The sequence below is a fragment of the Mycobacterium gordonae genome, assembly GCF_001417955.2.
Lineage (GTDB): Bacteria > Actinomycetota > Actinomycetes > Mycobacteriales > Mycobacteriaceae > Mycobacterium > Mycobacterium gordonae_B.
In genome coordinates, this window is sequence record NZ_LKTM01000361.1 from 45207 (window position 1) to 60406 (window position 15200).

At 68.3% G+C, this 15200-nt stretch carries 14 protein-coding genes; 10 read left to right on the top strand and 4 right to left on the bottom strand.

All coding sequences use genetic code 11. The features are described 5' to 3' along the window. Positions 1 to 105: 105 nt before the first annotated feature. From hypF to hypE, 4 genes are read left to right on the top strand one after another with little or no spacing between them, the layout of a single operon-like run. Entirely contained in the window at positions 106 to 2409 is a 2304-nt protein-coding gene (hypF, locus tag AO501_RS28820) for a carbamoyltransferase HypF (protein ID WP_231752639.1), read from the top strand. Further along, entirely contained in the window at positions 2382 to 2657 is a 276-nt protein-coding gene (locus AO501_RS28825; RefSeq protein ID WP_055580984.1) for a HypC/HybG/HupF family hydrogenase formation chaperone, read from the top strand. The genes hypF and AO501_RS28825 overlap by 28 nt, the downstream gene beginning before the upstream one ends. Then, positions 2654 to 3757, top strand: a complete 1104-nt coding sequence (gene hypD, locus AO501_RS28830; RefSeq protein ID WP_055580985.1) for a hydrogenase formation protein HypD — start codon at positions 2654 to 2656, stop codon at positions 3755 to 3757. Before AO501_RS28825 ends, hypD begins: the two co-directional genes overlap by 4 nt. Then, positions 3750 to 4817, top strand: coding sequence for a hydrogenase expression/formation protein HypE (gene hypE, locus AO501_RS28835; RefSeq protein WP_055580986.1), 1068 nt, complete (start codon positions 3750 to 3752; stop codon positions 4815 to 4817). The genes hypD and hypE overlap by 8 nt, the downstream gene beginning before the upstream one ends. A gap of 66 nt (positions 4818 to 4883) precedes the next feature. Here the strand turns inward: hypE and AO501_RS28840 are convergent, their stop codons facing one another. From AO501_RS28840 to rpe, 3 genes are read right to left on the bottom strand one after another with little or no spacing between them, the layout of a single operon-like run. Continuing rightward, on the bottom strand, positions 4884 to 5603 hold the full coding sequence (locus AO501_RS28840) for an HAD-IA family hydrolase (RefSeq protein ID WP_231752640.1): 720 nt from the start codon (positions 5601 to 5603) through the stop codon (positions 4884 to 4886). 6 nt (positions 5604 to 5609) lie between these two features. Beyond that, positions 5610 to 7616 (bottom strand): transketolase, encoded by a 2007-nt coding sequence (gene tkt / locus AO501_RS28845; protein WP_055580988.1) that lies wholly within the window; start codon positions 7614 to 7616, stop codon positions 5610 to 5612. After that, entirely contained in the window at positions 7613 to 8296 is a 684-nt protein-coding gene (rpe, locus tag AO501_RS28850) for a ribulose-phosphate 3-epimerase (RefSeq protein ID WP_231752641.1), read from the bottom strand. Before rpe ends, tkt begins: the two co-directional genes overlap by 4 nt. A gap of 181 nt (positions 8297 to 8477) precedes the next feature. Between rpe and AO501_RS28855 the strand changes: the two genes are divergently transcribed. After that, entirely contained in the window at positions 8478 to 9146 is a 669-nt protein-coding gene (locus AO501_RS28855; protein ID WP_055580989.1) for a response regulator, read from the top strand. A gap of 2 nt (positions 9147 to 9148) precedes the next feature. Next, a complete protein-coding gene (locus tag AO501_RS28860; RefSeq protein WP_082658917.1) occupies positions 9149 to 10330 on the top strand; it encodes a GAF domain-containing protein in 1182 nt (393 codons plus the stop codon). Here the strand turns inward: AO501_RS28860 and AO501_RS28865 are convergent. Continuing rightward, on the bottom strand, positions 10318 to 11316 hold the full coding sequence (locus AO501_RS28865) for a class I fructose-bisphosphate aldolase (RefSeq protein WP_055580991.1): 999 nt from the start codon (positions 11314 to 11316) through the stop codon (positions 10318 to 10320). The genes AO501_RS28860 and AO501_RS28865 overlap by 13 nt on opposite strands. A 149-nt stretch (positions 11317 to 11465) precedes the next feature. Here AO501_RS28865 and AO501_RS28870 point away from each other — a divergent pair, with 149 nt between their 5' ends. Genes AO501_RS28870 through AO501_RS28885 form a run of 4 tightly spaced genes read left to right on the top strand, consistent with a single transcriptional unit; the run spans position 11466 to position 15180 of the window. After that, positions 11466 to 12896, top strand: coding sequence for a form I ribulose bisphosphate carboxylase large subunit (locus tag AO501_RS28870; protein WP_055580992.1), 1431 nt, complete (start codon positions 11466 to 11468; stop codon positions 12894 to 12896). A gap of 12 nt (positions 12897 to 12908) precedes the next feature. Next, positions 12909 to 13334 carry a ribulose bisphosphate carboxylase small subunit gene (locus AO501_RS28875; protein WP_055580993.1) on the top strand — a complete coding sequence of 142 codons (426 nt, stop codon included), beginning with the start codon at positions 12909 to 12911 and terminating at the stop codon, positions 13332 to 13334. After that, on the top strand, positions 13331 to 14281 hold the full coding sequence (cbbX, locus tag AO501_RS28880; protein WP_055580994.1) for a CbbX protein: 951 nt from the start codon (positions 13331 to 13333) through the stop codon (positions 14279 to 14281). Before AO501_RS28875 ends, cbbX begins: the two co-directional genes overlap by 4 nt. Then, positions 14278 to 15180, top strand: coding sequence for a LysR family transcriptional regulator (locus AO501_RS28885; protein WP_055580995.1), 903 nt, complete (start codon positions 14278 to 14280; stop codon positions 15178 to 15180). Before cbbX ends, AO501_RS28885 begins: the two co-directional genes overlap by 4 nt. Positions 15181 to 15200: the final 20 nt, after the last annotated feature.

The following is a 15200-nucleotide window of genomic DNA, read 5'->3' on the forward strand; positions in this document are numbered from 1 at the left end:
GCGAAATTGTGATTGTCGGCACATTTGGGCAGGTCTAGCCTGAGCGAGACCGCCCGTGCCGCCAGCCCTGTAGGCACGGGGGTCCTTGCTGCTCAGGAGGTTCGGGTGGGCAGTCGGAGTGGCACGGTGACAAGCGTGCGGTTGCGACTCGACATTGCGGGCGTGGTCCAAGGCGTTGGATTCCGCCCCGCCGTCGCGCGCATCGCCGCGCGGCACGGCCTGTCCGGCTGCATCTACAACGACTCCGGGTCGGTGCACTGCGAGTTGGAGGGTCCGCCCGACGCGGTCGATGCCGCGGCGCTCGAGATCGGCACCGATCATCCTCCGATGGCCCGCATCGATTCGATCCGGACCACTCCGGTGGCCCCGACCGGCGAGTCGGGATTCCGGATCGTGGCGAGCCGCAGCGGCGACGACCGCCGCACCCTGGTCCCGCCGGACATCGCAATCTGTGACGACTGTCTGCGCGAACTGCGTGACCCCGGCGACCGCCGCTACGGCCACCCGTTCATCACATGCACCAACTGCGGGCCCCGCTACACGGTCATCACCGACCTGCCTTACGACCGTCCCGCGACCACCATGGCGCCTTTTGAGATGTGTGCACGGTGCGCGACCGAATACCGCGACCCGCTGGACCGTCGCTTCCACGCGCAGACCATCGCCTGCCCGGACTGCGGGCCGGCCCTGTCATGGCACGGCCCCGGTGCCGGTGGGGATCCGCTGGGGGCCGCGGCTGCCGCGATCAACGACGGCCTGATCGTCGCCGTGAAGGGTATCGGCGGCTTTCACCTTGCCTGCCGCGCCGACGACGCTGCCGCGGTGTCCGAGCTGAGGCGTCGTAAAACCCGGCCGGCCAAGCCGTTTGCCGTCATGACCGCCGATGTCGCTGCCGCCCAGAGCATCTGCCGGGTCGACGGGGAGACGGCGAACCTGTTGCGGTCGCCGGCAGCGCCGATCGTGCTGCTGCCCGGGCGAGACGGTCCGGTGCAGGCCGCGGTGGCTCCGGGGCTATCGGAAATTGGTGTGATGCTGGCATATTCGCCGCTGCACCACCTGCTGTTCGACCGGTTGGGTCCGGTGCCGCTGGTGATGACGTCGGCCAACAACGGCGGGTCCCCGATCGTCTTCCGCGACGGTGACCTGGGCTGGATCGACGGCCTCGCGGATGCGGTGCTCACGCACGACCGTCCCATCCACGTCCCCTGCGAGGACTCGGTGCTCGCCGTGGACGGCGACGGCAGCGTGGTTCCGATCCGGCGGTCTCGCGGTTACGCGCCGCTGCCGGTCTCGGTGCCCGTCACGAGGACGCGCGCGCCGATTCTGGCCACCGGCGGCGACCTCAAGACCACGTTCTGCCTGATGTCTCCCGACGGCCATGCGCACATGTCGTCGCACCTGGGCGACATGGCCGACCCACGCACTCAGTCCTGCTTCGAATCCGCACTGGATCACTTGGCGTTCATGACCGACAGCCGTCCAGGCCTCATCGCCTGCGACCTGCATCCGGCGTACGCGACCACCCACTGGGCGCATCGCCAGGGGCGGCCGGTGGTTCAGATCCAGCATCACCACGCCCACGCCGTGTCGTTGCTCGCCGAGCACGGACGGCTCGGCACGCCGATGCTCGCGGTCGCCTTCGACGGCACCGGCTACGGCACCGACGGATCCATCTGGGGTGGTGAATTCCTGATGGTCACCGACCCGGTGTCGTTCACCCGGATGGGACACCTCGCGCCCTTCGCGCTGCCGGGTGGCGACGGGGCGGTGCGCCGGCCCGGCCGGATCGCGCTCGATCTGCTGCATCGGGCCGGAATTGACTGGGCGCCGGGGATTCCCGCGGTCGACGATATGAGCGATGAAGAACTCCATGTGCTGGCTCAGCAGATACCGCGGGGCGTCGGGTGTGTGCAGACCAGCAGCATGGGTCGCCTGTTCGACGCGGTGGCCAGCCTGCTCGGCGTCTGCCAGGAGGTGACCTACGAGGGGCAGGCGGCCGTCGAACTCGAGCACCTGGCCCGTCGCGGCGATGCCGTGCCGCTGCAATTCGGGTTCACCGCAGGCGTTTTGGATCCGGCGCCACTGGTGGCGGCGTTGGTGCGCGGGTTACGCAGCGGCACTCCGGCGGCCGATCTGGCCGCGGGTTTCCACGACGCGGTGATAGCGGCGACGGTGCAGGTGGTAACCCAGGCGGCGGCGGGGACCATCGGGCTGACCGGTGGTGTCTTCGTCAACCGGCTGTTGCGCGAGGGGCTGCGTGATGAGTTGGCCGGCTTGGGGTTTGAGGTGCTGACACATGCTGTGCTGCCGTGCAACGACGGCGGTCTGGCGTTGGGTCAGGCCGTCATTGCGGCGCAGCAACAAGAAAGGGGGACCAGCGTATGTGTCTCGGAATTCCCGGCAAGGTAGTCGACACCTGGGAGGAGGCGGGCACGCGGATGTGCACCGTTGACTTCGGTGGTACCACCAAGACCGTGTGCCTGGCGTACCTGCCGGACATGCAGGTCGGCGAATACACGATCGTGCACGCCGGATTCGCGATCACCCGCCTCGACGAGGCTTCGGCGCAGGAGACCCTGCGGATGTTCGAAGAACTCGGGGTTCTGGACGAGGAGCTGTCCGGCGACCAGGGACAGGTCAGGAGGGAGCCGGCATGAGGTACCTCGACGAGTTCCGCGATCCGGTGGCTGCCCGCACGTTGGTGGACCACATCAAAAAGCGCGCCACCAAGACCTGGACCATCATGGAAGTCTGTGGCGGACAGACGCATTCGATCATCCGCAACGGGATCGACCAGTTGCTGGACGGTGCGGTGGAATTCATCCACGGACCCGGTTGCCCGGTCTGTGTGACGCCGCTGGAGATGATCGACCGGGCCCTGGAGATCGCGGCGCGCGACGACGTCATCTTCTGTTCCTTCGGCGACATGCTGCGGGTGCCCGGGAGTCGCCAGGACCTGTTCGGTGTCCGGGCCCGCGGCGGTGACGTCCGCATCGTCTACTCGCCCCTGGATGCGACCCGGGTCGCGGCTGACAACCCCGACAAAGAGGTGGTGTTCTTCGGAGTCGGCTTCGAGACCACCGCACCGGCCAACGCGATGGCCGTGGTGCACGCGCAGCGCCTCGGGCTGACCAACTTTTCGATGCTGGTCTCGCATGTGCTGGTGCCGCCGGCCATGACGGCGATCCTGAGTTCGCCGACCAACCGGGTCGAGGGTTTCCTGGCGGCCGGGCACGTCTGCACGGTGATGGGCACCGGAGAATACGGGCCGCTGGTCGAGGAATTCGGCGTCCCGATCGTGGTCACCGGTTTCGAACCGCTGGACCTGCTCGAGGGCGTGCGCCAGGTCGTGGATCTGCTCGAGGCCGGAACGCCGGAATTGCGCAATGCCTATCCGCGAGCGGTGACCGCCGTGGGCAATACCGTTGCCCAACAAACCCTTTCCGAGGTCTTCGTGGTGACCGACCGGCAGTGGCGGGGGATCGGCATGATCCCTAAGTCAGGGTGGACCCTGTCACCCCGCTACGCGCAGTTCGACGCGGAGCTGAAGTTCGGCGTGGGGCACCTGCGGGTGTCCGAGTCTGCGGAATGCCACAGCGGGGAAGTGCTGCAGGGACTGCTGAAGCCGAACGAGTGCCCGGCGTTCGGCAAATCCTGCACACCGCGCACACCGCTGGGCGCGACCATGGTGTCCAGCGAAGGCGCCTGCGCGGCCTACTACCAGTTCCGGCGGCTGGAAGCGTCCGCGCATGCCTGAGCCGCCCGTCGCGATCGATCCCGCGGACTGGGTGTGCCCGTTGCCGTTGCGGGAGACCAAACGCATCGTGCTGGGCCACGGTGGCGGCGGGGTGCTGTCCGAGGAGCTGATCGAAAACCTCTTCCTGCCGGCGTTCGGTGGTGCAGCCGGTGTCGCGCGTGACTCGGCGCTGCTCGATGTCGCCGGCGGGCGCATCGCACTGACCACGGATTCCTATGTGGTGCAACCGCTTTTCTTCCCGGGCGGCAACATCGGCGACTTGGCCGTCAACGGCACCATCAACGACCTGGCCTGCAGCGGAGCACAACCCGTCGGTCTGACGGCCGGGTTCATCCTGGAGGAAGGGCTGGAACTCGACGTGCTCGGTGCCGTCGCCGAAACCATGGGCAAGGCGGCCGCGAGTGCCGGCGTCGGCATCGTCACCGGTGACACCAAGGTGGTTGCAAGGGGCAGTGCAGACGGGCTTTTCGTCAACACGGCAGGGGTCGGGGTGGTCCCGCCGGGGGTGCACATCGGACCGGAACGGGCGCGTCCCGGTGACCACATCATCGTGTCGGGCAACCTCGGTGAGCACGGCGTGGCCATCATGAGCGTCCGCGAAGGCATCGACTTCGGCACCGTGGTGACCACCGACAGCGCACCGCTGCACCATCTGGTCGCGGCCATGCTGGCGGCCGGGGGAGCCGCCGTGCATACGCTGCGCGATCCGACCCGGGGTGGCCTGGTGGCGTCGGTCGTCGAGATCGCGCGCGCCGCCGCGGTGGGTGTCGAGTTGGATCTGGCTGTGATCCCGGTGCCGGAGACGGTGTCGTCGGCCTGTTCATTCCTGGGACTGGACCCGCTGCAAGTGGCCAACGAGGGCAAAATGGTGGCGTTCGTCGACCCGTCGCACAGTGAGGCCGTGTTGGAGGCGATGCGGGCCCGACCGGAGGGTGCCGACGCGGCGCTCATCGGTCGCGTAGTCGCCGAGCACCCGGGCATGGTGGTGGGCAAGACGCCGTTCGGCACCACCCAGGTGATCGAACGTCAACTGGGCGAACAGCTTCCGCGGATCTGCTGAGGCGTCCCGGCCATAGCGCCGAGTGGGAATTTCACGACGCGACACGCCGATGTGCCGTCGTGGAATTCACGCTCGGCGCGCTGCGTCCGCCCACCATTGCCGGTGCACGTCGCGGCAACCATCGGCAAGCAGTTGCGCGGGCCGGTCGAACCCCGGTCGCACCGCCGCCGCGCCGGTGAAGTCCTGGCCGACGGTGTACCCGTTGGTGACCACCAGTGTGGCCAGCCCGGCCGAATGCGCAGCCCGCAGGCCGATAGCCGAATCCTCCACCGCCAGTACATCTTCGGGCCGCAACGCCAGCCGGGCCAGCGCCGCCAGGTACGCCTCGGGATCGGGCTTGAGCCGTTCGACGTCGTCGCCGGTGACGATCACCTCGGCGACACCGTCCCCGACGACGTGCCGGACCAGTGGCTCTACCCAGCGGCGGCGCCCGGTCGTCGCGATGGCCACCCGGACACCGGACCGGTGCAGGTCGACGATCAGCTTCGACAGTCCGGGACGGGCGCAGATCGCGCCGTTGAGGACGCGCATGGTGAACAGCGCCGTCTTGGTACGGTGCACGTCCTCGGCCAACCGGCCGGCGCGGGTGCCGAATCCCCGCTGTCGTAGGTCATGCGTGATGCGGCGGCGCCCACCGGCGATTGCCAGCAGCCGACCGTAGGTCTCGGGCGTCCAGACGATGTCCAGTCCGTGCTTGGCGAACGCGTCGTTGAACGCCAGCCGATGACCGTTGCGTTCGGTGTCGGCCAGCGTTCCGTCGACGTCGAAGATGACCGCTTGCAGCACGATTCCTCACCCGGACGCACGCGCGATGGTGTGCAGTGCCGCTTCGGCGACCGCGGACGCGGTCAGGCCCAGATGCGCGGCCACCTCCGGCCCCGGTCCGCTCGCGCCGAAGCACTCGATGCCGATGACCGTGTCACAAGGTCTGGCCAGCGCCCGCCAACCGATGCCGACCCCGGCCTCGATCCAGACCACCGGCAGATCCGGCAACGCCGCAATCCGTTCCCGCCACATCACCGACACCACGATCGCCGCTATCCCGCGCTCGCCCAACAGCTCTGCGGCCTGCATCGCCAGCGCGACCTCGGAGCCGCTGGCCGCCAGCATCACGTGCGGGGTATCGGCGACCGGCCGCACCACCCGCATGCCGTACTGGCGGACGTCGTCGAGGCCGGCGCCGCCGAGCTCCGGCAGGTCCTGGCGGCTCAGCACCAGAACCGTTGGGCCATCGGTGTTGTCGGCGGCGATCTGCCACGCCAGTGCGGTCTCGGCGGCATCGGCCGGCCGCAGCACGGTCAGTCCCGGGATGAGCCGCAACGACTCCAGCTGCTCGATAGGCTGATGCGTGGGACCGTCCTCACCGACATGCACCGAGTCGTGGGTGAACACGTACACCACGGGCAGTTTCATCAACGCCGACAACCGCAGGGCCGGCCGCAGATAGTCGGCGAACACCAGGAAGGTGCTACCGAACGGCCGCAGCCCACCGTGCAGGGCGATACCGTTCATCACCGCCGCCATGGCATGTTCGCGGATTCCGAAATGGATGGTGCGACCACTGAAGTCATCCGGTGCGACGTCCCCGCCGGGGATGGCGGTGTTGGTCGAGGCGGCCAGGTCCGCAGACCCGCCGACCAGGCCCGGGTAAACTGCCGCCAGCGCGTTCAGCGCCTGTCCAGAGGCCTTGCGGGTGGCCGACTTTCCGCCCGCGGCGGCGCCGTCGGCCAGCGGTTTCAACACCGACAGGTCGTCGGCAACCGGGACGCAGTCCAGCGGGAAATCGGTGGACAGCTGCGGGTGGTCGACCTGCCACGCCGCGTGCGTCTGCGCCCACTGTGCGTGCGCCGCGGCCCCGCGAGAGGCGACCACCGCCGCGGCCGCACCCACCGCGAGCGGCACGTGAAACTGCTCGTCGGGCCAGTCCAGGCGGGCGCGCATCGCCTGGAGCACATCCGAACCCAGCGGGCTGCCATGGGCTTTCGGCGTTCCCTCCACTCCGGGAGCACCGAAGCCGATGGTCGTGCGCACCCGGATGAACGTCGGGCGCCCGTCACCGTCGGCGGCTTCGGTGAACGCCCGGTCGAGGGCAGGCACGTCGTTGCCGTCGGCAACACTGAGCACCCGCCACCCGTACGCCGCGAACCGGCCCTCGACGTCGTCGGCGCAACTCTGCGACGCCGGTCCGTCGATGGTGATGTCGTTGTCGTCGAAGATGACGATCAGCCTGCCCAGCCGCAACCGGCCGGCCAGCGAGGCGGCCTCGTGGCTGATGCCCTCCATCAGGTCGCCGTCGCCCGCCAGCACCCAGGTGCGGTGGCCGACCACGGTGTGGTCGTCGGTGTTGCAGCGGGCGGCCAGCATCCGCTCGGCCAGCGCCATGCCGACCGCGTTCGCAATGCCCTGTCCCAGAGGTCCTGTCGTGGTTTCGACGCCGGGCGTGTGGCCGTATTCGGGATGGCCGGGTGTTGCCGAGCCGAGCTGACGGAACCTGCGCAGCTGGCTGACCGGCAGGTCGTATCCGAAGACATGCAGCAGGGCGTACAACAGCATGGAGCCGTGGCCGGCGGAGAGCACGAACCGGTCCCGGTCGGGCCAGCGCGGGTCGGCGGGGTCGTGGCGCAGATGCCGCGACCACAGCGTCCAGGCGATGGCGCTGGTGCCCAGCGGCAACCCCGGGTGCCCGCTGTTCGCGGCCTGCACGCCGTCGGCGGCCAGAAACCGCAGCGTGTTGATCGCCAGCTGGTCCAATTCGTCGGTGCGGGTGGATGTTTCGTGGGCGAGCGGCGCAATGGTCATTGGGTCACCAGTCTTCCGTTGGTTTCACAAGCGGCGGAGCGGAGCGCCTCGGCGCGCTCAGTCATAGTGCCGGCGAACAACGCGGACCCGGCGCAGAACACGTCGGCCCCGGCGGCCGCGGCCCGCCCGATCGTGGACGGTCCGATGCCGCCGTCCACTTCGAGCTCAATTTCCATTCCGCGACTGTCGATTTCGGCTCTGGCGGCCGCGATCTTGGGTTCCATGCTCGCCAGATACCGTTGTCCGCCGAATCCCGGGTTGACCGTCATGATCAACAGCAGGTCGGTGATGTCGAGCACGTCGACGACCGCGGCCAGCGGAGTGGCGGGATTGAGCGCCACACCGGCGCGTGCGCCGAGTTCGCGGATGGCCGACAGGGTGCGGTGCAGGTGTCGACATGCTTCGGCATGCACTATGACGATGCCGCAGCCCGCCTCCACCCAACGCGGCAGCATCGGGTCGGGGTCCTCGACCATCAGGTGCGCCTCGAACCCGATCGTCACCAAGTCGCGGCAGGCGGCGATCACGTCGGGGCCAAACGTCAGATTCGGCACGAACCGGCCGTCCATGACGTCCCACTGAATACGGTCGACGCCGGCGTGCTCGATCTCCGCGACGTCGCGGCCGAGCTCGGCGAAGTCGGCCGGCAGCACGGATGCGACCAAGACTGGGTCCGTCACGTCACACCTCCCTTCAGTGGTCAACCTAAGACGGCCCGGTGGTAAATAGATCCCCATCGTGGGGGTAATCGGGGGGTACCGTGGCGACGACTGTGGAATGCACGACGGCCCCTCAGCGTGTCGCGTCGTGAAATTCACAGTCGGCAGAATAAAAGGTTGCTGTTGCCATTATCGTTAATGCATGACGGTGGTAACCGCGACACCCGTTCGCGTCGTATTGGTCGATGACCACGAAATGGTGATCGAAGGTCTCAAAGCCATGCTCGCGTCTTTCAAGAACCGGGTACGGGTGGTCGGGGAGGCGGTCGGCGCCGAGAACGCGATCGGGGTCATCGACAGTCTCCGGCCCGACATCGTGCTGTGTGATGTGCGCATGCAGGGAGCCAGCGGGCTCGACCTTTGCCGCACCATCCGGGAGCGCAACCCAGCGTCCAAGGTGATCCTGCTGTCGGTCTACGAGGACGAGCAGTACCTCTTTCAGGCGCTGCGGGTCGGGGCATCCGGTTACCTTCTCAAGGGCATCAGCAGCGACGAACTGGTGCGTCAGCTCGAGTATGTGCAGGGCGGGTCGACGGCCATCGACGCCGGCCTGGCCGCCCGCGCCGCCGACACCGCCGCCCGCCTGCAGCGCGACGAATTCTGGCCGGGAGCGCGCCAGGGCCTCAGTCAGCGCGAAAGCGAGATTCTGTCGTTCGTGGTCGCCGGCCTGTCCAATCGGGGCATCGCCGGCAAACTCGTCATCGGCGACGAGACGGTCAAGAGTCACCTGCGTTCCATCTACCGCAAGCTCGGCGTCAACGACCGCACCGCCGCGGTTGCGGTGGCCCTGCGCGAGGGGATCTACCAGTGAACGTGCGCGGTCTGGTGGACGCCGACCGCGAGGTGGCGCTACTCCTCGACATCGTGGCCGCCACCGGCAGCGGGCCGGCGGTGGAACCGGTGGCCGCGGCCGTCGCCCGGCTGATCACCGCCGCCACCGCATCCGACGTGTGCTTCGTGCACGTGCTCGACGACTCCGGCGGTTCGTTGACGCTGGCCGGTGCCACGCCGCCCTTCGACGAGTACATCGGCCAGGTGCAGCTGCGGCTGGGCGAGGGCGTCTCCGGCTGGGTGGCCCAGCACCGCGAACCCGTCGTCATCACCAGCGGCAAGGACGAGGACCCCCGCTATGTGCCGATCGCGGCGCTGCGCGGCTCGGATTTCACCTCGATGGCGTCGGTGCCGATGGAGACCGGCCTGGGCCGGCTCGTCGGCGTCCTCAACGTGCACACCGTGGCCCGGCGCGAGTTCACCGAACGCGACATCCAATTGCTGCTGGCCATCGGCCGGCTGACCGCCGGCGCCCTCGACCAGGCCCGGGTGCACCGGCAGCTGGCGGCCAAGGAACGGGTGCACGGAAACTTCGCCGAACAGGTGATCGCCGCTCAGGAATCCGAGCGCAGGCGACTGGCCGGAGACATCCACGACGGCATCAGCCAGCGACTGGTCAGCCTCAGTTACCGGCTCGACGCCGCCGCCCGTGCCGTCGAGATCGACGACTCCGCCGAGGCCACCGAACAGCTGGAGAAGGCCCGCGACCTGGTCGACCTCACGCTGGCCGAGGCCCGATCGGCGATCGGCGGCCTGCGCCCGCCGGTCCTCGACGACCTCGGCCTGGCCGGCGGCCTGGCCAGCCTGGCGTCGACCATCCCCGAGGTCGACCTCGATCTCGAGTTGGCCGACGAGCGGCTCTCCGAACATGTCGAAGTGGCGCTGTACCGCATCGCCCAGGAGTGCCTGCAGAACGTGGTCAAACACTCCAAGGCGATGACGGCCATCGTGCGTTTCGCGGTTTCCGACGGAGAGGCCCGGCTGCAGGTCTCCGACGACGGCGTGGGTTTCACGCCGTCTCCAGGGCGGGCGCCGACCAGCTACGGGATGCTGTCGATGACAGAGCGCGCGGAGCTGGTCGGCGGTCGGCTGGCGGTCCGTTCCACCCCGGGATCGGGGACAACCGTAACGGTGACCGTGCCCCTGCCGGCTCAGGCCGGCTGAAGCTCACCGCGCAGCCGCAGCGCCGCGGCATTGGCGTTCACGTGACTGGACAACGCATCCTGCGCGGCACCGATCTTCAGCTCGTCACCACGCCACGCCTTCAGCGCGGGCGACACCAGAGCCCGGCCGAACGAGAACGTCAGCGGCCATGGCGTCTGGTGGGCCTGCAGCGCGGTGAGGTTTGCTGTGGCGCGCTCCGGGGACTGGCCGCCGGACAAGAACGCGACGCCGGCCAGGTCGCCCGGCCAGGCGCGCAGCACCGACACCGTCGCCTCGGCCACCTGTTCCGCGGTCGCTTGGACCGGGTGGCGCTCGCCCTCGATCACCATGTTGGGTTTGAGCACGATGCCGGCCAGGTCCACCCGAAGCAGGCCGAGTTGCTGGCGGACGGCGGCGTGCACGCTGGCGGTCACCTCGGCGCAGCGCTGGATGCTGTGATCACCGGTCATCAGAACCTCGGGTTCGACGATCGGCACGACGCCGGCCTCCTGGCAGGCGGCGGCGTAGCGGGCCAGCGCATTGGCGTTGCACGCGATCGCGCCCCAGCTCGGGGTGTTGTCGCTGATGGTGAACACCGCGCGCCACTTGGCGAACGCCGCTCCCATCGCCGCGTAGCGGGCGAGCCGGGCCGGCAGACCGTCCAATCCTTCGGTCACCGTCTCGCCGGGGAGGCCCGGGCACGGCTTGGCGCCGGTGTCGACCTTGATGCCGGGCAGCATGCCGAGGTCGCGGACCGCCTGGGCGAACGGCCTGCCGTCGCTGAACACCTGAGCGAGGGTCTCCTCGCAGAAGATGATTCCGGAGACTCCGCCGGCCAGCCCCGGCGTGCTGGTCAGGATCTCGCGGTAGATGCGTCGACTATCCGCGGTGGCGGTGACGCCGGCCTGCTCCAGTCGGCTGGACATCGTCGCGATGCTCTCGTCGGCGGCCAGAATTCCTTTGCCGGGCGCGGTCATGGCCTGGGCGATCTTCCTGCATGTGTTCATGGCGCACACCGTAGAAAGACCCCCGACACCTGATCCTCACCCGAATGGTGGAACCGGCGGGGGTGACACAAAGACTTAACTATTTACTTCAGAATCAATGGCCTAATCTCGATAGACAGCTTCAGTATCACGATGCCACGATTCGAGCCATGACAGAGAGATGGAACGCGGGAGTCATCCCGTATGCAGAAATGGGTTACTGGCAGCCGGACTACGTGCCGAAGGACACCGACGTGTTGTGTGCCTTCCGGATCACACCGCAGGAGGGGGTGCCGCCCGAGGAGGCCGGCGCTGCCGTCGCCGGTGAATCGAGCACCGCGACCTGGACGGTGGTGTGGACCGACCGGCTCACCACGTTCGAGCACTATCAGGCCAAGTGCTACCGCGTCGACGCGGTGCCGAACACGCCCGGGCAGTGGATCGCCTGGATCGCCTACGACCTCGACCTGTTCGAGGAAGGGTCGATCGCCAACCTGACCAGCTCGATCATCGGCAACGTGTTCGGGTTCAAGCCGCTAAAGGCGCTGCGTTTGGAGGACATGCGGATCCCGACCCACTACGTCAAGACCTTCCAGGGGCCCGCGCACGGGATCGTGATGGAACGCGAGCACCTCGGTAAGTTCGGCCGGCCGCTGCTGGGCGCCACCACCAAGCCGAAGCTGGGACTCTCCGCGCGCAATTACGGCCGAGTGGTCTACGAAGCACTGCGCGGCGGTCTGGACTTCACCAAGGACGACGAGAACATCAACTCCCAGCCGTTCATGCGGTGGCGCGACCGCTTCCTGTTCTGCATGGAGGCCGTCAACCGGGCGCAGGCCGCGACCGGCGAGATCAAGGGCCACTACCTCAACATCACCGCCGGGACCATGGAGGAGATGTACGAGCGGGCAAACTTTGCCGCCGAACTGGGCTCGGTGATCGTGATGATCGACCTGACCATCGGCTACACCGCGATCCAGTCGATGGCCAAGTGGGCCCGCGACAACGGCGTCATCCTGCACCTGCACCGCGCCGGGCACGGCACTTACACACGGCAGAAGACCCATGGTGTCAGCTTCCGGGTCATCTCCAAATGGATGCGGCTGGCGGGCGTCGACCACATCCACGCCGGCACCGTCGTCGGCAAACTCGAAGGCGACCCCAACACCACCGCCGGCTTCTACGACACCCTGCGTCTGGACAGCGTCAAGGCCGACCCGGTCAAGGGCCTGTACTTCGACCAGGAATGGGCGTCGATGCCCGGCGTCATGCCGGTCGCCTCCGGTGGTATCCACGCAGGTCAGATGCACCAGCTGATCCACTACCTGGGCGAGGACGTGGTGCTGCAGTTCGGCGGCGGCACGATCGGCCACCCGATGGGCATCGCCGCCGGCGCCGAGGCCAACCGGGTCGCGCTGGAAGCCATGATCAAAGCCCGCAACGAGGGCCGCGACTACTACCAAGAAGGCCCCGAAATCCTGAAGAAGGCGGCCTCGCGCAACCGCGCGCTGGACACCGCACTGGCCACCTGGGGCGACATCACCTTCAATTACGAATCCACCGACACCCCCGACGTCGTCGCGACACCGACCCGGGTCTAAAGGAGCTCAGCCATGCGAATCACCCAGGGCACCTTCTCGTATCTGCCCGACTTCACCGACGAGGAGATCACCGCCCAGATCAATTACGCGCTCGACCACGAGTGGCCGCTGTCGGTGGAGTTCACCGACGACCCGCACCCGCGCAACATCTACTGGGAGATGTGGGGCCTGCCGATGTTCGACCTCAAGGACGCCGCAGGCGTGCTGCTCGAGGTCAACGCCTGCCGGGCGGCCAACCCGAACAGCTACATCCGCCTCAACGCCTATGACGCGAGCTTGGGCCGGCAGACGACGGCACTGTCGTTCATCGTCAACCGGCCGGCCGACGAGCCCGGATTCCGGCTGGACCGTGCCGAGCGGGCCAACCGCCAGATCGGCTACAGCACGTTCGCCTACGCCACCGAGCGACCAAGCGGGCAGAGGTACGAGTCGTCATGACCGCGTTCGGCTACCGGCCGGCGCCCGTCGAACCGGACCCCGAACCCGAGCCGGAGATCCTGGACCCGGATGCCGTCGTCGACCTGGCGGCGGCCCGGGCCAGCTCCGGGGTGGACGAGGTGCTGTCCGGGCTGGACCGCGAGCTGGTCGGCCTGGAGCCGGTGAAGACCCGCATCGCCGAGATCGCGGCGCTGTTGCTGGTCGACCGCATGCGGGAGAGGTTCGGTGTCCAGGCGGCCCAGCCGACTTTGCACATGTGCTTCACCGGCAACCCGGGCACCGGCAAGACCACCGTGGCCACCCGAATGGCCGACCTGCTGCACCGGCTCGGTTACCTGCGCCGCGGTCATCTGGTGAGCGTCACCCGCGACGACCTGGTCGGTGAATACGTGGGCCATACCGCGCCGAAGACCAAGGACGTCATCAAGCGGGCAATGGGCGGGGTCCTGTTCATCGACGAGGCGTACTACCTCTACAAAGTCGAGAACGAGCGGGACTACGGTGGCGAAGCCATCGAGATCCTGCTGCAGGTGATGGAGAACAACCGCGACGACCTGGTGGTGATCCTGGCCGGCTACGCCGACAAGATGGACCAGTTCTTCTCCGCCAACCCCGGCATGCAGAGCCGCATCGCCCACCACATCACCTTCCCGGACTACACCGTCGGCGAACTCGAGGACATCGCCGGGCTGATGGTCGACGGGCTGGGGTACCGGTTTTCCGACGAGGCCCGTGCGGTGCTGCATCAATATCTGCACCGCCGCCGGGACCAGCCGTGGTTCGCCAACGCGCGCAGCGTGCGCAACGCGCTGGAACGAGCGCGGCTGCGCCACGCGCGCCGATTGCTGGCCAATGCGGACACGCCGGTCGGCTTGGCCGAGCTGACCACGATCGAGGCGGTAGACCTGTTGGCCAGCCGGGTGTTCGAGACACGGGAGAGCGCATGACCACCAACGCACGTTTGCGGGCCCTCGTCGAAGTGGCCGATACCGGCTCGGTACGCGGGGCCGCCGAACGCCTGGTGGTCACCGAGTCGTCGATCTCCTCAGCGCTGCGCGCGTTGAGTCAGGACATCGGCATCACGCTGGTCGACCGGCACGGTCGGGGAGTCCGGTTGACGCCCGCGGGCTTGCGCTATGTGGAGTACGCCCGCCGCATCCTGGGCCTGCACGACGAGGCAATCCTTGCCGCCCGCGGCGAGGCGGATCCGGAGAACGGATCGATCCGGCTGGCCGCGGTCACGTCGGCGGGGGAGTTGCTGATCCCGGCCGCGCTGGCGTCGTTTCGCGCCGAACACCCCGGGGTGGTACTGCACGTCGAGGTGGCCGCGCGCAGCGCGCTCTGGCCGATGCTGTCCCGGCACGAAGTGGACCTGGTGTTTGCCGGACGCCCGCCCGAGGATCTGCGCAAGAAGGTGCGGGTTCGCGCCATCAGCCCCAACACGCTGATCGTGGTCGGCTGTCCGTCGGTTGCCGACGGGTTCGTCCCGGCGGCGGCCACCTGGTTGCTGCGCGAGCAGGGGTCGGGCACCCGCTCGACCCTGATGACGTTGTTGGAGGATCTCGACGTCGCGCCGCCGCAGCTGGTGCTGGGCTCGCACGGCGCGGTGGTGTCGGCGGCCGTCGCCGGCCTGGGCGTGACTCTGGTGTCACGGCAGGCGGTGCAGCGCGAGTTGGACTCCGGCGCGCTCGTCGAGTTGCCGGTGCCGGGTACGCCGATCAAGCGGCCCTGGCACGTGGTCAGCCAGCCGACGCCGCCGATGGCCACCGAGCTGCTGATTCAGCATCTGGTGTCGCACCCCGAACTGGGCTGGCGGCAGGTCAGCGCGGTGCGGCGGGCGTCATAGCCTGGCCCCGGCCCTTGCCC